A 19,014-nucleotide genomic window follows, 5' to 3' on the forward strand; every position below is an offset into this window, starting at 1 on the left:
TCTGCGTTTTAGCTAGCTGCTGCTGCTGAATCTTGTCCAGTTCTGCGTCACGCCTCGGGTGTGATCATGGCGGTTGGAATGACCTGCCAGACCCTCGGGTGTTGTGATGCGCGATGATGTTGGTCATCGACCGTGTGTTCGGCCTGCCGCTGCGGCCAGGTCACGGGGGAGTGTTGGCCATGCATCTTTACTTCGTGCCGTGATCCGCGTGGCGGCGGATCATGTGTTGATCCGCTGCTTGAGGGAATGAAATCTTGGATCGGGGACAGATGACACAAGAGCAATGGGGACAGGTTCAGCAAACACTCCTGCAAACGGTCGGACGCAACAATTTCAAGAACTGGATCGAACCGCTGGAATTCGACAACCTCTGTGACGGTGTCGCCACATTTCATGTTCCCACGAGCTTTCTGGGCAATTACGTCAGCCAGAATTTCGGCGATGTGATCCGCTACCAGATGTCGGCCGCCGGCGTCGACGTGCGCCGCATCCGGTTTGAAGTGGCCGACGGCTCCGCCAGGGCCGAGGCCCGGCCCGCCGCACAACAGGCCACCCCGGCCGCGAACGGCCAGGCCGGCCCGCCGGTCCATGCCCCGGCCCGGCCGACGGTGCGCGACGACCTGCTGCCCGCGGCGCCGCTCGACGCCCGGTTCACCTTCGACCGCTTCGTCGTGGGCAAGCCGAACGAGCTGGCCCATGCCGCGGCCCGTCGCGTCGCCGAAGGCGGTGCAGTCACCTTCAACCCGTTGTTTCTCTATGGCGGGGTCGGGCTCGGCAAGACCCACCTGATGCATGCCATCGCGCACGAGCTTTCCGCGCGCCGCCCCGATCTCAACGTCGTCTATCTCTCGGCCGAACAGTTCATGTATCGCTTCGTGCAGGCGCTGCGCGATCGCAAGATGATGGATTTCAAGGAACTGTTCCGCTCGGTCGATGTCCTCATGGTCGATGATGTGCAGTTCATCGCCGGCAAGGATTCCACGCAAGAAGAATTCTTCCACACTTTCAATGCCCTGGTGGACCAGAACCGGCAGATCATCATCTCCGCCGACCGCGCCCCGGGCGAGATCAAGGATCTCGAGGACCGGATCAAGAGCCGACTGCAATGCGGCCTTGTCGTCGATCTGCACCCCACCGATTACGAATTGCGCCTTGGCATCCTGCAATCCAAGGTCGAGGCCCAGCGCATGCAATATCCCGAACTGGTGCTGGCCGATGGCGTGCTCGAATTCCTCGCCCACCGGATTTCCACCAATGTGCGCGTGCTCGAAGGTGCGCTGACCCGGCTCTTCGCCTTCGCCTCGCTCGTCGGGCGCGAGATCACCCTCGACCTGACGCAGGATTGCCTTGCCGACGTGCTGCGCGCATCCGAGCGCAAGATCACCGTGGAAGAGATTCAGCGCAAGGTGAGCGAGCATTACAACATCCGCCTCTCGGACATGATCGGGCCCAAGCGCCTGCGCAGTTTCGCCCGCCCGCGCCAGGTGGCGATGTATCTGTGCAAGCAACTGACCAGCCGTTCGCTGCCCGAGATCGGGCGCCATTTCGGCGGACGCGATCACACCACGATCATGCACGGCGTGCGCCGGATTGAGGAATTGCGCGCTCAGGACGGTCAGATCGCCGAAGACCTCGAATTGCTGCGCCGCACGCTCGAAGCCTGAGCCGGGTCATGCGCCCCGGCCAGGCTCTTGACCTGCGGCGTGTTACACCCGAAAACACCCACAATACCCTTGCACGGGCAGGGGAAACGGCTAGGGTTCCGCTCCCGGCCAGACGGATACGGAGTGAGGGTATGAAATTCAGCATCGAACGCGGCGCGCTCTTGAAGGCGGTGGCCCAGGCGCAATCGGTCGTCGAACGCCGCAACACGATCCCGATCCTGGCCAATGTCCTGATCGAGGCTGAGGGGTCGGATGTCCATTTCCGCGCCACCGATCTCGATATCGAGGTGGTGGATCGCGCCCCGGCACAGGTCGAACGCGCCGGCGCCACCACGGTCTCGGCGGTGACGCTGCACGAAATCGTGCGCAAACTGCCCGATGGCGCGCTGGTCACGCTCACCGACGACAGCGCCGCGGGCCGCCTCTCGGTCGCCGCGGGCCGGTCGCATTTCAACCTCGCCACGCTGCCGAAAGAGGATTTCCCGGTGATGGCGTCGTCGGAATACAGCTCGAATTTCTCGGCCCCCGCGCCGGTGCTGCGGCGGCTCTTCGACAAGTCGAAATTCGCCATTTCCACCGAGGAAACGCGCTATTACCTCAACGGGGTCTACATGCATGTCGCCGAGTCCGATGGCGGGCGCGTTCTGCGGTGCGTGGCCACTGACGGCCATCGCCTTGCCCGGATCGACGCCGACCTGCCCGAGGGCGCGGGCGACATGCCCGGCGTTATCATCCCGCGCAAGACCGTGGGCGAGATGCGCAAGCTGCTGGACAATGACGACACCCAGATCGCCGTGTCGGTCAGCGAGACCAAGGTGCGGTTTGCCACGCCCGACATCACCCTGACCTCCAAGGTGATCGACGGCACCTTCCCCGATTACACCCGCGTCATTCCGCAGGGCAACACCCGGCGGCTCGAAGTGGACGCCAGCGAATTCGCCCATGCCGTGGACCGGGTCGCCACCGTGTCCTCCGAAAGGTCGCGCGCGGTAAAGCTGACGCTCGAAGAGGACAAGCTCACCCTCTCGGTCAACGCCCCCGACAGCGGCGCCGCCCAGGAAGAACTGGCCGTGGCCTATGGCGACGAGCGGCTGGAAATCGGTTTCAACGCCAAGTACCTGCTGGAGATCGCCAGCCAGGTCGATCGCGAAAACGCCGTCTTCCTGTTCAATTCCTCTGGCGACCCGACCCTGATGCGCGAAGGCAACGACACCTCTGCCGTCTATGTCGTCATGCCCATGCGGGTCTAAGTGACCCCGGAAACTATCAAAAATTCCGGTCCGTTCTCTTCGAAAGAAAACGGATGCGCCATATGACAACCCTCGCGCTCACCTATCTGGCCCTCTCGCATTTCCGATCGCACAAACGCGCCGTGATCGATGTCGATGCGCGTCCCGTGGCGATATACGGCCCCAACGGCGCGGGCAAGACCAACCTGATCGAGGCCGTCTCGCTCTTCTCTCCGGGGCGCGGGTTGCGGCGCGCGGCGGCACAGGACATGGCCCGCCGTCCCGAGTCGCTGGGCTGGAAACTCACCGGTCACCTGAACAGCCTTGGCCACGTCCACGAGATCGAAACCTGGTCCGAAGAGGCCCAGCCCCGACAGGTGCGGATCGACGGCAAGACGGCCCCCCAGGCCGCGCTTGGCCGGATCGCCCGGGTGCTCTGGCTGATCCCCGCGATGGATCGCCTCTGGATCGAGGGGGCCGAGGGGCGGCGGCGGTTTCTCGACCGCATGACGCTGTCTTTCTTTCCCGATCATGGCGAGGTGAGTCTTGCCTATGAAAAGACGATGCGCCAGCGCAACCAGCTCCTGAAGGACATGGTGCGCGATCCGCACTGGTATCTCGCCCTTGAGCGTCAGATGGCACAGACAGGCGCCGCGATCCAAGCCAACCGGCTGGCCGCGCTCGATCACCTGGCCACAGCGCAATCGGCCTCGGAAACCGCCTTTCCCACCGCCGATCTGGCGCTTTCGCAAACCGAAGGCGAGATGCCCGCAACCGAGGCCGACCTCGCCCACGCGCTGGCCGAGAACCGTATGCGCGATCTCTCCGCCGGGCGCAGCCTTGTCGGACCGCATCGCACCGACATGATCGGCACGTTCGCGGCCAAGGGTATCCCGGCCCGCGACTGTTCGACCGGCGAGCAAAAGGCCCTGCTCATCTCACTCATCCTCGCCAATGCCCGCGCATTGGCCCGAGATTTCGGTGCGCCGCCGATCCTCCTGCTCGACGAGGTCGCGGCCCATCTCGACGCCACCCGCCGTGTGGCGCTCTACGATGAGCTTTGCGCGCTCGGCGCGCAGGCCTGGATGACCGGCACCGGCCCCGAGCTGTTCGCCGAATTGGGCGACCGCGCCCAGCGGATCGAAGTGACCGAGGAAACGGGCCTCAGCCACACCCGCCAGACCGGATCATGCACATGACTGTCACACCCGAGGCACTCCTGCTCTATGCGGGCGGCATGGCCGCGCTCTGGGTCATTCCCGGCCCGGTCTGGGTCGCGCTCATCGCGCGGGCACTCTCGGGTGGAATGCCCGGCGCCTGGTCGCTGGCCGTGGGCGTCGCGCTGGGCGATCTGCTCTGGCCGCTCTGCGCGATCTTCGGCCTGGCCTGGGTGCTCTCGCTTTACGGCGACCTGCTCGAACTCCTGCGCTGGGTCGCGGCGGGGGTGTTCATTGTCATGGGCCTCATGCTCGTCCGCCGCCCCGCCGATCGCCCCGAACGCGACAGCCGCCTGACCCGTCCGGGGCATTTGGCCGGGTTCGGCGTCGGCCTTGCCGCGATGATCGGCAACCCAAAGGCGATGCTCTTTTACATGGGCGTTTTGCCCGGCTTTTTCGACCTGACCCGCGTCACCGGCCCGGATATCGCCGCCATCCTCGCGGTTTCGGCCATCGTGCCCATGGTGGGCAATCTCGGCCTGGCGCTCTTTCTCGATCGCGCGCGACGGCTCTTGCAAAGCCCGCACGCCCTGCGTCGCCTCAACATCGTGTCGGGCAGTCTGCTGATACTCGTGGGGCTCGTCATACCCTTGACCTGACCCGCGATCCGGCCGGCATTTGCACAGGCGGAAAACATGCCTCTGCCCTTAACATTCCCTGCCGGAAATCGTATAAGATGACAGCAAAAACAGCCAAGGCGCGGACATGTCCGAAAACGAGCAGCAGACCCCCGAATACGGTGCGGATTCCATCAAGGTTCTCAAGGGCCTGGATGCGGTTCGCAAGCGTCCCGGCATGTATATCGGTGACACCGATGACGGCTCGGGGCTGCATCACATGGTCTACGAGGTGGTCGATAACGGCATCGACGAGGCTCTGGCCGGTCATGCCGATCATGTCGCCGTCACGATCCATGCCGATTCATCGGTTTCCGTGTCCGACAACGGGCGCGGCATTCCCGTCGATATTCACACCGACGAAGGGGTGAGCGCGGCCGAGGTCATCATGACCCAGCTCCACGCCGGAGGCAAGTTCGACAGCAATTCCTACAAGGTCTCGGGCGGGTTGCACGGGGTCGGCGTGTCGGTGGTCAACGCGCTTTCCGACTGGCTCGACCTGCGCATCTGGCGCAACGGGAAAGAGCATTACGCCCGGTTCGAACGTGGCGAAACCGTCGAAAATCTGCGCGTCGTGGGCGATGCCAATGGGCGCAAGGGCACCGAGGTGCGCTTCCTCGCCTCCACCACCACCTTTTCCAACCTCGACTACTCCTTCGAAACCCTCGAAAAGCGCCTGCGCGAGCTGGCCTTTCTCAATTCCGGCGTGCGCATCATCCTGCGCGACGAACGCCCGGCCGAGCCGCTCGAAACCGATCTATTCTACGAAGGCGGGGTCAAGGAATTCGTCAAGTATATCGACCGCCACAAGACCCCGATGATCCCCGAGCCGATCTATGTGTCCGGCGAGCGTGACGAGATCGGCATCGAGGTCGCGATGTGGTGGAACGACAGCTACCACGAGACCGTGCTGCCCTTTACCAACAACATTCCCCAGCGCGATGGCGGCAGCCACATGGCGGGCTTTCGCGCCGCGCTGACCCGGACGATCGGCAAATACGCGCAGGAAAGCGGGATCGCGAAAAAGGAAAAGGTGAACTTCACCGGCGACGACGCCCGCGAGGGGCTGTCCTGTGTGCTTTCGGTCAAGGTGCCCGACCCGAAATTCAGCTCCCAGACCAAGGACAAGCTGGTCAGTTCCGAGGTCCGCCCGGCGGTCGAGAACCTGATGACCGAGAAACTCTCGGAATGGTTCGAGGAAAACCCGGGCGAGGCCAAGTTGATCGTCGGCAAGATCATCGAGGCGGCGCTCGCCCGCGAAGCGGCGCGCAAGGCACGCGACCTCACCCGCCGCAAGACGGCGATGGATGTGAATTTCCTTGCCGGGAAACTCAAGGACTGTTCGGAAAAGGATCCCTCCAAGACCGAGCTTTTCATCGTCGAGGGCGACTCGGCGGGCGGCTCGGCCCAGACCGGGCGCGACCGCGCCACGCAGGCGATCCTGCCGCTCAAGGGCAAGATCCTGAACGTGGAACGCGCCCGCTTCGACCGGATGCTGTCGAGCCAGGAAATCGGCAACCTCGTCATGGCACTGGGCACCGGAATCGGCCGCGACGAATTCGACATCAAGAAGCTGCGCTATCACAAGATCATCATCATGACCGATGCCGACGTGGACGGTGCGCATATCCGCACGCTTCTGCTCACCTTCTTCTACCGGCAAATGCCCGAACTGATCGAGGGCGGCCATCTTTATATCGCGCAACCCCCGCTCTACAAGGTCGGGCGCGGCAAGTCCGAAGTCTATATCAAGGACGAAAGCGCGCTTAACGATTACCTGATCCAGCAGGGCGTGGAGACCGCCATCCTGCGGCTCGGATCGGGGGCCGAGGTCGCCGGGGCCGACCTTGTGCGCGTGGTTGACGAGGCGCGGCAATTGAAACGCGTGCTCGATGCCTTTCCCACGCATTACCCGCGCCACATCCTCGAACAGGCCGCCATCGCCGGGGCCTTCGTGCCCGGTGCGGTCGAATCCGACCTGCAAGGCGTGGCCGACAGGGTGGCCGCGCGGCTCGACCTCATCGCGCTGGAATACGAACGCGGCTGGCAGGGCCGCATCACCCAGGATCACGGCATCCGCCTCGCGCGCATCCTGCGCGGCGTGGAAGAGGTGCGCACCATCGACGGTCCGATCCTGCGCGGCGGCGAGGCCCGCCGCACCGGGAGCTTCACCGAAAGCCTGCAAGAAACCTATGGCCGGCCGGCGACATTGGTGCGCAAGGACCGCGAACAGGTGATCCACGGCCCCCTGACCCTGCTCTCGGCGATCCTCGATGAGGGCGAAAAGGGCTTTACCCTGCAACGCTACAAGGGACTGGGCGAGATGAACCCCGATCAACTCTGGGAAACCACGCTCGACCCCGAGGAACGCACGCTCCTGCAGGTCAAGGTCGATGACATGGCCGAGGCCGACGACCTCTTCACCAAGCTCATGGGCGACGTGGTCGAACCCCGGCGCGAGTTCATCCAGAAGAACGCGCTCTCGGTCGAGAACCTCGATTTCTAGGGCATCCCTTGGCAACGCCCATCCTCGTCACCGAACGCCCGGTTAACGCGTTGCCGCAACCCTTTGGCAGGAATGGCCCGGCAGCCGGGTGGCAGCCGAATGTCAGCCGGATGTCACCCCCCCGAAAGCAGGTGTTTCGGCCCCCGTTAACCGGTCCGGACGTAGCGTCAACGCAAACTAATTCCCTTTGTGCCCTTGCAGCCCCCGCCCCCGGCGCTACTCTGGTCGCCAGAGGACGAGTGTATGAGATATTCTCCAAAGAAATCAAAACGATGAGCGCCCGCCTGGCTTTTGCCCACGCGGGGTTCCGACGCTATTTCATCGGTGCAGTGGCGGGTGTGAACGGCAACTGGATCTTCCGCGTGCTGCTCTCGTGGCTGGCATGGGACGAAACCGGCTCGGCCAGTTTCGTCGGCCTTACCGCCGCCGCCTCCCTCGCCCCCGTCGCTGTCACGTCACCGTTCTTCGGCGTCCTGACCGATCGGGTGCCAATCCTCGCCATCTACTGGTGGGTGTCCGCCGGGCTGCTGATCTGCCCTGCTGCACTTTTCATACTGATGTTCGCAGGCGGGCTTGCGCCGCTGCCCATCTTGGGTATCGCGCTGCTTTTCGGCATGGTCATTTCTGCCTATCATCCGGTGCGCCAGTCGCTCGGGCCACGACTCGTCGAGCCTCCGCTCATCGGCTCGGTCGTGGCGCTGGCCGCGCTCAACTTCAACGTCGGCCGGATCATCAGCCCAGCCATCGGCGGCGCCATGATCGCGGGGTTCGGCACACTGACAACGGCGGTTGTCTCGACTGCGCTCTTCCTGCCAAATCTCTTCATCGCAGCCACGCTATCCCCCCGTGAAACCGAGGAAAACAGCCCCCGAAAAAGCTATCTGGCCGATCTTGGCGAAGGCTTGCGCGCAGGTTGGGCACGATGGCCCGTGCGCCGTGCACTGATCCTCACGGTGGTGGCACTTGGGCCGGTGCGAGCAGTGGGCGAGATACTTGCGCTTATTGCCGACGGTGAGTTTGCGCAAGGCGCGCAGGGGCTTGGTCTGCTCACCTCGGCGGTGGGGGCCGGTGCTCTTCTGGCGGCCGTGTTCCAGGTGGTCGCGGGCGCGCAGCTCTTGCGCCTGCCCGCCCTGCGCTTTGGCGTGATCGCGATGGGTTTCGCCGCCACGGCGGGCCTGACACTTGCGCCCGATTTCCAGGTCGCGCTGGCTCTGGCCCCGCTGACCGGCTTTGCAGGAACCTATGTCGGTGTATCGCTCCAGATCGGCATCCAGGCCCGGCTCGAAGATCATCTGCGCGGGCGGATCATGTCGCTCTGGATGGTTGCGATCACGCTCTCCACGTCGGCTCTGGCCTTCCTGATTTCCGCGCTGTCCGAGCTCTTTGGCCTCGGTCCGACCACGCTGGCCGTGCTGGGCGTGGCTGCATTGGCAGTGATATGGCTGGCGCTCAATCCGCCCGGTGATTGAAACGCCCTGATTCGCCCCGGACCACCCGTTAAGTCCCGCTTTACCCTATTGAGCGAAACTGCATGCGACGGCCTCAAGTTGCGGGGAAATTCAGTTTTTCGCCAGCTCGGCCAAAATCTCGTCCGTGTGCTCTCCGCGCGCGGGTGTGGCTTTGGGCTGCCAGTCGGGCTGCTTGGAGAATCTCGGCGCAGGCGCTGCCTGCAACACTCCGTCCGGCGCGGACCACGTCCCACGCGCGGCGTTCATCGCATGGGCAGCCGCTTCGTCCGGGCTCAGCACTGGCGCGACACAGGCATCGGTCCCCGCAAAAAGCGCCTCCCATTCATCCCGGGTCCTTGTCGCGAAAACCGAAACCAACCGTTCTGTCGCCCTCGGCCAAAGGTCTCGATCGAACTGGCCCGCAAAATCCGCGTCATCATGAAGCCCAAGCAACTCAAGGAAAACCGCATAGAATTTCGGCTCAAGACATTGCACGGAAATCCAGCCGCCATCGCTTGTGCGGTAGCTACGGCACCAATGCGGCCCGTCGAGAATGCCTTGTCCCCGGGTCTCGGGCATACCCCCACCCTGCCGCAAGGACATCAGGAGGTTCATCATGTGGGCCGAGCCGTCATAGATCGCCGCATCGACCACCGTACCCCGCCCCGTCGCTCGGGCCTGCATGATCCCCGCCAGCATACCCACCACGAGATATAGCGCCCCGCCACCGATATCACCGACCAGCGTCGCCGGCGTGACCGGCGGCTCACCCGCCACGCCCGCATACCAGAGTGCACCCGACATCGAGATGTAATTGAGATCATGCCCCGCTGCATGGCTGAGCGGCCCCTCCTGCCCCCAACCAGTCATCCGCCCAAAGACGAGTGCGGGGTTGATCGCGTGGCACTCTGCCGGGCCGATCCCGAGCTTTTCCATCACGCCCGGGCGAAACCCTTCGATCAGCCCGTCCGCCCCGGCCACCAGTCGCCGGAACACCGCGAGATCATCCGCATCCTTGAGATCAAGTTCGATCGAGCGTTTGCCCCTGTCGAGCAGAGACCGCTCCGGCACGCCAGGCGTCGGGTTGCCCCCCTTGCGGTGCACCACCACCACATCGGCACCGAGATCGGCCAGCGTCATTGCCGCGAATGGCCCGGGGCCTAGCCCTTCGACCTCGATGATCCTGATCCCGTCAAGCATGAAAGTGGTCCCGGGCAGTCAGGCGGGCCGGTATTCTTGCCGACCCGCCCGCAAATGTCAGAAGTTCAGTGACAGGTCGCGGTGAACCGCGCTGCACGACGCCATGTAAAGGGCCTGTTCCCGTGTCAGCCTGGATTGCGAGCGAATGCCCAAAGTATCACGGATCCCGTCAAGATAGGCTTGAAGCCCGGTTTCAAGCCCTTCGGCTTCGGTGCGCCATTCCTTCTGCGCCTCGTATTCCGATATGGCCTCACCAAGTTCCTCGATGGCCGACTCCCCTTCAAAACGGTTTGGCCGAAGATCCCTTCGCACTCTTCCGAGGGCAGAGCTTATGTCACCGGCGCCTTCAACCTCTCTGAAACGCTCTTCCAGAGCCTCGACCGCCTCCATTGCGGACGGGTCACCTGCCTCGGCGGACTCCACGACCGCACGCAGATCGCGCAGATCGCTTTCCAACGCCTCGAACTGATCATTGGCCTGCAAAATGCTCAAAACCTCCGCCGGAGCCGCCCACGCCGTGTCGGCATTACGCCGATACATGTTGCGAGCCTGCTGTTCTGCATTGGTCAGTTCGGCAAAATCGTCATGCACCTCTTCCCACTCCTCGGGAATTTGCGCCTCCAGACGTTCGATCTTGTCCAGAATGTCCTCGTGTTGCGCTTCGAGAACCGCCCGGAGTGTGGCCTGTGTCTCGTCACGCATCCGCCCAATCCGCGTTTGCAACAGCTGGGCTTCTTCACTGTGTTTGAGGATTTGCTTTTCGATCGCGCGCACCTCGCGCTGAATCGGGCGATAGTCGCCAGCCGCTGCCTTCACAGCGGCCTCACTCTCGATGATCCGGTCAAACTCTTCCAGTGCCTGCGCCGCACTTTCGAAACCGCCTGTCAAGTCATTCTGAAGACGCCGGGGTAGAGCCGAAAGGTCTAGCGCCTCGGCGTCGGCAATCACCTGCGCCACAGTGTTGTCCTCGGTGAGTTTCTCCGCCGTATAGTCCTCGATGCAATATTGCAGCCTAGGATTCTTGGGTGGCGGCGCTGTTTCCGACAGGAACGATGACCGGCTGGGCAGATAGTTCACCAGCGGCGGGTATGATCCCACGATGGCCAGCGCGATAAGCTGCAACGTGATGAAGGCGATCACCCCCTTGTACATCTGTACGGTCCGTACAGATTGCGGCGCCACTCCCCTGAGATAGAACAGCGCGAAACCAAAGGGTGGGGTGAGAAATGATGTCTGGATGTTCAGACCGATCATCACCCCCAACCATACGGCCGTGATATTCGCCCCCGGATCTGCCAGAAGGATGGGGGCCACGATGGGGACAACCACCACCGCGATCTCGATGAAATCGAGGAAAAAGCCAAGGATAAAGATCACCAGCATCACGATGATGAACTGGCCCCAGAACCCGCCGGGCAGGCTGTTCAGGAACTCGCGGACCAACTCCTCACCACCAAAGGCTCGGAACGCTGAGGTCAGCATCGCGGCACCGAGTAGAATGATGAAAACAAGGCTCGATGTTTTGGCGGTCTCGAGCATCACGCCATGCATGGTCGCTTCGATCCTGAGTACCCGCCAACCCGACCAGATAAGCGACAAGAGCAAGGTCGCGGAGGCCACGGCCCCCAGCATGATGCCCGTTGCCTCTTCCGGGCTATCGATCGACTTGACGTTCATTTCATAGGTGTTGAGCAGAACGGCAAGTGCGGCAAGCGCTGCAAGCGCCAGGAGCGCCGGCGTATAGAGATGTTTGCTTCCCCTCTCGGGCAGACGATAACCGGCCATGATGAGCGCACCCGACGCCCCGATCGCACCGGCCTGGTTCACCGTGGCGACCCCTGTGATGATCGACCCCAGGACAAGAAAGATGAGTGTCAGCGGAGGGATAAGCGTCAGCGCAACCTGCCCCCAGAACCTCAAGTCAAAATCCTCGTCACTTTGGACCGCCGGCGCGGATTTGGGATTGAGAAGCGCCGAGACCAGGATATAACCCATGTAAAGCAGGACCAGCAGGACACCCGGAACCAGCGCGCCCAGGAACATCTCGCCTGCGCTTGTCGAACTCACACCAAAGATCGACGGCATCGAAAATTCGCCAGTTGCAGCCTTGTACAGGTTCGCGCGCAACGTGCCGGCCTGGTCCGTCGCACTGGCAAGCTGATCGGCCAAAATGATGAGCACGATCGAGGGCGGAATGATCTGGCCGAGCGTCCCGGATGCGGCAATCGTGCCGGTGGCAAGACTGGGAGAGTATTTGTTGCGCAGCATCGCCGGCAGGCTGATAAGCCCCATGGCCACCACCGTTGCCCCCACGATACCCGTGGTCGCTGCCAGCAACGCACCCACGAATACCACCGAAATGCCCAATCCCCCCGGCACTGGCCCGAACAGCTTTGCCATCGTGACAAGGAGATCCTCGGCGATCTTCGACCGCTGCAACATGATGCCCATGAAGATGAAAAGCGGAATCGCAATCAGCGTATCGCGTTCGACCTCCCAATAGACACCACGCAGGTTCGTCACCCCTGCCGACAACCAGCGCCCCGGCCCACCGGAATGGAAAAAGGCGTCGGTGGTACCGGCGAAAATATATCCGGTCCCCGCAGCAGCAGCGATCGAAATGATCGCCGCCCCCGGCAAAGCAAAGGCAACCGGATAACCCGAGCCCAGCGCAAAGGCCATGAGAAAGATCAGAAGCGCGAGAAAGTAGAGTTCCACAGTGCCTGCCTTCCGTTAATGCTCGATGGATGCGGCGACTTCGCGGCGCCCCGGTTCTTCCCGCCAATCGGCGACGGACTCGAAGAGATAACTGACGAACTGGATCAACATGGTGATCCCGAAAATGCCCAGGAACAAAGCCATCTGGTATTTGACGAACATGCCGTTGCTCCCCGATTGCGAAATCTCGAAATTCGCAAAAGGCGAATTGATGATCGAGGTTTTGCCGTTGAACCCGATGACAAGGATCACCCATGCAGTGGAAAGACCCAGAAAGATCGTACCCCAGGCATTGAAAAACCCGCGCTTCGCCGGCCCAAAGCCGGAATAGAGAACGTCAACGCGGACATGGCCGTCCTCGAACAGGGTATAGGCGCTCGCGAACAGAAAGAGCGCCGCATACCAGTAACGCACCAGATCACCCATCAGGGCCTGTTCATAGGAGAAGACAAAGCGTGACACCACGATGCCCAGTTCGGCCAGAACGATCATCAGTGCCAGCCACGTAAACCCCAGCGTTCGCGAGAATAGCGCAATCACGAAGCCCAGAATCACAAGCGGATAGTGGATATAGACACCGACCCAAGATGCCCTTCTGAAATTGCGTGCGAAATCGTCGCCGACGAAGATTTCCAGCAGACTCTCAACCCGCATGAAAGCCACGGTCACATCCACGACACCGACCAGCAAAACACACCAGAACAGCGCTCTGACCAGATACACGTTGAACCCGTGAATGCGCATTGCCTCCCATCGCAGAGAGTTGTCGCGCGTTGCAAGGACATAGACCCAACCCACGAGAAGAAACGCCGCATACACCAAGGCATTGAGCCAAGCCCCCTCGGCGCCGCTACCGGACCACAATGCCGCCATACCGGGGTAATCGAACCAAACCACCAGCAGATTGTTGACAAGCAATGACGCCAGCAAGGCGAGCATTGACCATCCAAAAATCCGCACCACGAGCGCAGGCTGCCCGACCCGCGGAATCTCCGTTGCCCCGGCCTCGGTCATTGATCCCCTCCCATTGGGTTCCGTCGCATCTTCACCAATACATAAACACGGCTTTGCAGGCAGATATATCGAAAAAGAGCGGGGTCGAAACCCCACTCTCAATTCATGTCATCGGGAACAGGATCAGCCCAGCCCCAGGACGCGGTTACGCTGGTTCACGAAAGTGATCTCGAACTGTGCCATCATGTCGCCGAGCTCCCGCAGGTTGGTCTGGAATGCATCGTCGATCTTCGCCGCAAGGGCCGAATGGTCACGCAATTCCTCGAACACTTCCTTGGCACCTTCGCCGAAACCGTCCCAGACGTCGTCATTGAAGTTGCGGACCTTGACGCCTTGCTCGTTGACGAGTCTTTGCAGGTATTCGCCGTTGAGAGCCTGCGCCTCATCATAGGAATTGGCATGTTCTTCATTACAGGCCGCGACGATGACCGCCTTTTCCCAGTCGGTCAAACCGTCATACCAAGCACGGTTCATGCCAAAGCCAAGTCCACCGCCCGGCTCGTGCATGCCGCCCGTGTAATAGTATTGGGCCGACTCGTAGAACTTCATGAAGTAGTCGTTGTAGGGGCCGACCCATTCGGTCGCATCGATCGCGCCCGAAACCAGGTTTTCATAGATCTGCCCGCCCGGCAGCGACACGGTCGAGCCACCCATCTTGGCGATGACTTCGGCGCCCTGACCTGGAATCCGCATCTTCAGGCCCCTGAAGTCATCGGGGCTTTCGATTTCGCTGTTAAACCAGCCACCAGCCTGCGTGCCAGTCGCGCCACAGGGAATGGTCTTGAGACCGAATTCGCCGGCCAACTCGTCCCAAAGCTCCTGCCCGCCACGATACTTGATCCATGCATTCCACTCGGCCGTGGTCATCCCGAACGGCACCGAGGTAAAATAGCCGAACGCCGGGTGCTTACCGATCCAGTAGTAGTCTGCACCAATGTAGGCCTCGCTGTTACCGCTCGCGACTTCATCAAACACGTCAAACGCGCCAACACGCTCGCCAGCCGCGAAGTATTCCACGTTGAAGTGGCCATCAGAAATCTCAGAAATTCGCTCAGCCAGCCGCTGGGCCGACGTACCCAGCCCGGGAAAGTCCCGCGGCCAGGTGGACACAATTGTCAACTGTTTCGTTCCTTGCGCCACTGCCGGTGTGGCAAGAGCGGTGGCGCCGGCGCCAAGCGCAGCGCCCTTCAAAAATCTACGACGTTCCATAATTCTCCTCCGAGTTGTCGTTTTCGTTTTTGTTCGCAGGGCTAGGTAAACCCAGCTGCTTCTCCTGCGTCAATTACTAAGCAAGTAGATTACGAAAACAAACAATTTTTTTGCCATCCGGTAATATTATCTTACCACGCTTGGCACAGGAGTTTGGCGCCTGCTGATGTTTTGATCGAAAGTACATCCCTGAGCTGAGCACTTTGGCAGAATTTCATCCGAAACGTCAACGATTCGTCCCTCATCCGACCCGATCCCGGCAGACCGGGATCGCGTCAGCCTTGCCGCCAAATGCCCACTGCAACTGTCCATGGGCCCCGACCACACAATCACGCAATCTGCGCAAGCGGCTGAGCGCCGCAGAGCCTTCCTCGCCACATTCCACCATCAGCCGCAATACCACCATGCCCGATCGCCCGCACCCGCTATTACAATGCACGATCACCCGCCCACCGCCTTTCAAGGCGGCGCGCACAGCCCGGCTCGCCTCAGGCCATAGGGCCTCGACCTCCGGCGAAGGCGTGCCATGCTCTCGCACCGGAAGGTGGAACCAACGGCTTGCCATGGCATGAATGTCGATGCCCAGATGAGGTGCCCCGACCTCGGACAGTTCCTCTTCGGTCACTAGCGTCAGTACAATCCCTGGCTGCCATTCCCGAAAGAGCTCAAGATCGCCCGCATAGTCCCCGCCTCGGCCCGGCAGGGCAGACATGGCCAATGTGCCACCGCCCACGGGCAGGGCATAAATTCGAATTCCCCTATTGGAATCACCCGTCATGTCGCGATCGCAAACCCTCTCGCCATCATCACCTTGGGTGCGATGTCGAAGCCGTCTGTCGCGCAATATGCACACCCGACAAGCCAAGTCCGCATGATCTCCCCCCAAGAAAATCCGCCTGTCGCGAGATTGCACTGATGTGCACGGTTTTGCCATCTAAACACACATCTCAGTTGGCCAATTCTGTCGTGTGTTGCCACAAAGACCTGCCCCACCCACCCCTGCCCTGCTGGCCACTCCCATTCCCCATGGACGCGACGCCCCGCCCGGCCTAGGTTGGGGGCTACCGCAACTCATTACGCAAGAACCGGCAAACTGCATGCGCGAAAACTCAACCAAGGGCTATCAGGTTCTCGCCCGAAAATACCGGCCCGAGACCTTTGCCGACCTTGTCGGTCAAGGTGCGATGGTGCGCACGCTCAAGAACGCATTCATGGCCGATCGGATCGCGCAGGCGTTCATCATGACCGGCATCCGAGGCACCGGCAAAACCACGACCGCACGAATCATTGCCAAAGGCATGAACTGTATTGGCCCGGACGGCACAGGCGGCCCAACAACCGAGCCTTGCGGGGTCTGCGAGCATTGCACCGCCATCATGGAGGGGCGCCATGTCGACGTGTTGGAAATGGACGCGGCCTCGCGCACTGGCGTCGGCGACATCCGCGAAATCATCGAGAGCGTTCACTACCGCGCCGCATCGGCCCGCTACAAGATCTATATCATCGACGAGGTGCACATGCTCAGCACCTCTGCCTTCAACGCGCTTCTGAAAACGCTTGAAGAGCCGCCCGAACACGTGAAATTCATCTTTGCCACGACCGAGATCCGCAAGGTGCCGGTCACAGTACTGTCGCGCTGTCAACGGTTCGACCTTCGCCGGATCGAACCCGAAGACATGATCGCCATGCTACGCCGGATCGCTACCTCCGAAGGCGCTGAGATCGCCGATGACGCGCTGGCCCTGGTCACCCGCGCCGCCGAAGGATCGGCCCGCGATGCGACCTCGCTGCTTGATCAGGCGATCAGCCATGGGGCAGGCGAAACCACCGCGACGCAAGTGCGCGCAATGCTGGGTTTGGCCGACCGCGGCCGTGTGCTCGACCTCTTCGACATGATCATGAAGGGCGACGCCGCTGCCGCCCTGACCGAGCTTTCGGCGGAATATGCAGAAGGCGCCGACCCGCTGGCCGTGCTGCGCGACCTGGCCGAGATCACGCACTGGGTCTCCGTCGTCAAGATCACGCCGGGGGCAGCCGAAGATCCCACCATCTCGCCCGACGAACGCAGCCGCGGCCAGGCCATGGCAGAAACGCTTCCACTCAGGGTGCTGGCTCGGATGTGGCAGATGCTGCTCAAGGCGTTGGACGAGGTGGCTCAGGCCCCCAACGCGATGATGGCGGCCGAGATGGCGATTATCCGGCTGACCCATGTGGCGGAGCTGCCCACGCCCGAGGATCTGGTCAAACGACTGGACAATGAAACCCCGCCGCCGCCACCCGCGGGCGGCACACCCCGGTCACACGGCGCGAGTGACGGCAACGGACAGGCCAACGCGCTCCTCTCCTCGGGTCAGTCATCGTCGGGCCGGTCAGGTCGCCCCTCTGCCGCGCTGGCTCAGGACACGGTGCAGGCACTTGCGCACTATCCGACATTCGGCCATGTGCTCGAACTCATTCGCGCCAACCGGGACGGCAAACTCCTCATGGATGTCGAGGCCGATCTGCGCTTGGTCAGCTATCAACCCGGGCGCATCACCTTCCAGCCCACACCCGACGCTCCACCAGACCTCGCGTCGCGACTTGGCGCGGCCCTGCAACGCTGGACAGGGAATCGCTGGGCTGTCACTGTCACGTCCGAGACCGGCGCCCCTTCGATCGTCGAAACCCGCAACACCGAAAAGAAATCCCGCGAAAACGAAGCCCGTGACCATCCGCTTGTCAAAGCTGTGTTCGACTCCTTCCCGAAAGCCAGGATCCTCGATATCAAGACCCGTCAGGACATCGCCGCCGAAGCCGAGGCCGAGGCGCTGCCCGAGGTCGAGGAGGAATGGGACCCGTTCGAGGAGGACTGACCCTGACCCGCTTTCGCCGCCATCTCCGCCTGCCGCTCGCGGGGCTCCTGCTGGCCCTGCCCGTCACGGCACAGGCCGACGGGGTCTGTAAAACCGAACGCCCCGAATGGTCGCCCGCCGATGGACCGATGACCGGGCTGGACGAGCTCTTTCACATAGCCACCACCCTGCCGGGGCTAGGCATCATCGGCGCCTTCACGCTGGCGCTGCTGGGTGGGCGGTCGATCTACTTTGCCGTGGCCGCGCTGTTTTCCGGAATCGTTGCGTTGGGCCTCTGGTATGAGAGCCGAATCGACCCCACCGGACTCCACGAGGCGGCCCGTAGCGAGGGTTGCGTCGGCGATTACACGCCCACAGTCTGGACTCTCGTCGCGCTCTGCCTGATCGCTCTGGGCACCTTCCTGTGGTTCAGGCTTCGTTACCCCCCGGCATGAAAAACGCCCGGAGCTAAGAAAGCTCCGGGCGGCAATCTCCCAGCTTGTGTTCGGGATTCAATGGATCACGGCATCATCCGGTTTGGGACGGTTGCTGGCCCCGACACGTTCCCCGATGATCAGCCCATCGGGTCCGGCGCTGACCGGGATAGTCTCACCGTCGCGGATATCACCCGCAAGGATCGCCTCGGCCAGCGGGTCCTGAAGTGCGCGCTGGATCACCCGTTTCAGCGGGCGCGCACCATAGACCGGATCATACCCCTCATCGGCCAACCATGTCTTGGCCGCTGCGTCCAGATCAAGCGTGATCTTGCGCCCGACGAGACGTTTCATCAGGCGTTTGATCTGTATCTCGACGATGGCATCCATGTCGGCCCTGCTAAGCCGGTCAAACACGATCATGTCATCCAGCCGGTTGAGGAACTCAGGCCGGAAATGAGCGCGTACCGCATCCATCACGTCGCGCTGCGCCTGCGCCGCATCCCCTCCTTCGGGCAATTGGCTCAACGCCTGTGACCCCAGGTTCGACGTCAGGACGATCAGCGTCTGCTTGAAGTCCACCGTGCGACCATGACCATCGGTCAGAACCCCATCATCCAGCACCTGCAACAGCACGTTGAACACCTCGGGATGGGCCTTTTCAACCTCGTCGAACAGAACCACCTGATAGGGCCTGCGTCGCACAGCCTCGGTCAGGACGCCACCCTCGTCATAACCAACATACCCCGGCGGGGCACCGATCAGGCGGGCGACGGAATGTTTCTCCATGAATTCCGACATGTCGATACGTACCATCGCGCTGTCATCGTCAAAGAGGAACTCGGCCACCGCCTTGGTCAGTTCGGTCTTGCCGACGCCAGTCGGCCCGAGAAAGAGGAAAGAGCCCAGCGGGCGGTTCTCGTCGTT

Annotated in this window: 14 protein-coding genes; 8 read left to right on the top strand and 6 right to left on the bottom strand. The window is 62.1% G+C overall.

Going from position 1 to position 19,014, the window contains the following annotated elements; translation table 11 throughout:
• The first annotated feature begins 269 nt into the window (after positions 1-269).
• The 6 genes from dnaA to ACESL9_RS01590 all read left to right on the top strand — a co-directional run bounded on the left by dnaA (position 270) and on the right by ACESL9_RS01590 (position 8,702).
• The gene (dnaA, locus tag ACESL9_RS01565) at positions 270-1,664 is read left to right on the top strand and encodes a chromosomal replication initiator protein DnaA (RefSeq protein ID WP_372612927.1); all 1,395 of its coding nucleotides are present in this window, start codon (positions 270-272) and stop codon (positions 1,662-1,664) included.
• A 131-nt stretch (positions 1,665-1,795) separates the two neighbouring features.
• Positions 1,796-2,914: a DNA polymerase III subunit beta gene (gene dnaN, locus ACESL9_RS01570; RefSeq protein WP_372612929.1), complete on the top strand. Its 1,119-nt coding sequence runs from the start codon at positions 1,796-1,798 to the stop codon at positions 2,912-2,914.
• Positions 2,915-2,976: 62 nt separating this feature from the next.
• Positions 2,977-4,092 carry a DNA replication/repair protein RecF gene (recF, locus tag ACESL9_RS01575; RefSeq protein WP_372674427.1) on the top strand — a complete coding sequence of 372 codons (1,116 nt, stop codon included), beginning with the start codon at positions 2,977-2,979 and terminating at the stop codon, positions 4,090-4,092.
• Positions 4,089-4,709, top strand: coding sequence for a LysE family translocator (locus ACESL9_RS01580; protein ID WP_372612931.1), 621 nt, complete (start codon positions 4,089-4,091; stop codon positions 4,707-4,709). Before recF ends, ACESL9_RS01580 begins: the two co-directional genes overlap by 4 nt.
• Positions 4,710-4,815: 106 nt before the next feature.
• On the top strand, positions 4,816-7,233 hold the full coding sequence (gyrB, locus tag ACESL9_RS01585) for a DNA topoisomerase (ATP-hydrolyzing) subunit B (RefSeq protein ID WP_372612933.1): 2,418 nt from the start codon (positions 4,816-4,818) through the stop codon (positions 7,231-7,233).
• 272 nt (positions 7,234-7,505) lie between these two features.
• A complete protein-coding gene (locus ACESL9_RS01590) occupies positions 7,506-8,702 on the top strand; it encodes an MFS transporter (RefSeq protein ID WP_372612935.1) in 1,197 nt (398 codons plus the stop codon).
• Between the two features lie 90 nt (positions 8,703-8,792).
• Here ACESL9_RS01590 and ACESL9_RS01595 read toward each other — a convergent pair whose 3' ends face one another.
• The 5 genes from ACESL9_RS01595 to ACESL9_RS01615 all read right to left on the bottom strand — a co-directional run bounded on the left by ACESL9_RS01595 (position 8,793) and on the right by ACESL9_RS01615 (position 15,600).
• Entirely contained in the window at positions 8,793-9,881 is a 1,089-nt protein-coding gene (locus ACESL9_RS01595) for a CaiB/BaiF CoA transferase family protein (protein WP_372612937.1), read from the bottom strand.
• A gap of 57 nt (positions 9,882-9,938) precedes the next feature.
• Positions 9,939-12,599: a TRAP transporter large permease subunit gene (locus tag ACESL9_RS01600; protein WP_372612939.1), complete on the bottom strand. Its 2,661-nt coding sequence runs from the start codon at positions 12,597-12,599 to the stop codon at positions 9,939-9,941.
• A 15-nt stretch (positions 12,600-12,614) separates the two neighbouring features.
• The gene (locus ACESL9_RS01605) at positions 12,615-13,709 is read right to left on the bottom strand and encodes a TRAP transporter small permease subunit (protein ID WP_372674421.1); all 1,095 of its coding nucleotides are present in this window, start codon (positions 13,707-13,709) and stop codon (positions 12,615-12,617) included.
• Between the two features lie 27 nt (positions 13,710-13,736).
• Entirely contained in the window at positions 13,737-14,822 is a 1,086-nt protein-coding gene (locus ACESL9_RS01610; protein ID WP_372612943.1) for a TRAP transporter substrate-binding protein, read from the bottom strand.
• A 241-nt stretch (positions 14,823-15,063) separates the two neighbouring features.
• On the bottom strand, positions 15,064-15,600 hold the full coding sequence (locus ACESL9_RS01615; RefSeq protein WP_372674422.1) for a protein-tyrosine phosphatase family protein: 537 nt from the start codon (positions 15,598-15,600) through the stop codon (positions 15,064-15,066).
• A gap of 319 nt (positions 15,601-15,919) precedes the next feature.
• Here ACESL9_RS01615 and ACESL9_RS01620 point away from each other — a divergent pair, with 319 nt between their 5' ends.
• The gene (locus ACESL9_RS01620) at positions 15,920-17,674 is read left to right on the top strand and encodes a DNA polymerase III subunit gamma/tau (RefSeq protein ID WP_372674423.1); all 1,755 of its coding nucleotides are present in this window, start codon (positions 15,920-15,922) and stop codon (positions 17,672-17,674) included.
• The gene (locus tag ACESL9_RS01625; protein ID WP_372674424.1) at positions 17,650-18,108 is read left to right on the top strand and encodes a hypothetical protein; all 459 of its coding nucleotides are present in this window, start codon (positions 17,650-17,652) and stop codon (positions 18,106-18,108) included. The genes ACESL9_RS01620 and ACESL9_RS01625 overlap by 25 nt, the downstream gene beginning before the upstream one ends.
• 57 nt (positions 18,109-18,165) lie before the next feature.
• Here the strand turns inward: ACESL9_RS01625 and ACESL9_RS01630 are convergent.
• On the bottom strand, positions 18,166-19,014 hold an 849-nt coding region (locus ACESL9_RS01630), incomplete at its 5' end, for an AAA family ATPase (RefSeq protein ID WP_372613534.1).

The sequence above is a fragment of the Aquicoccus sp. genome (genome assembly GCF_041686535.1).
Lineage (GTDB): Bacteria > Pseudomonadota > Alphaproteobacteria > Rhodobacterales > Rhodobacteraceae > Aquicoccus.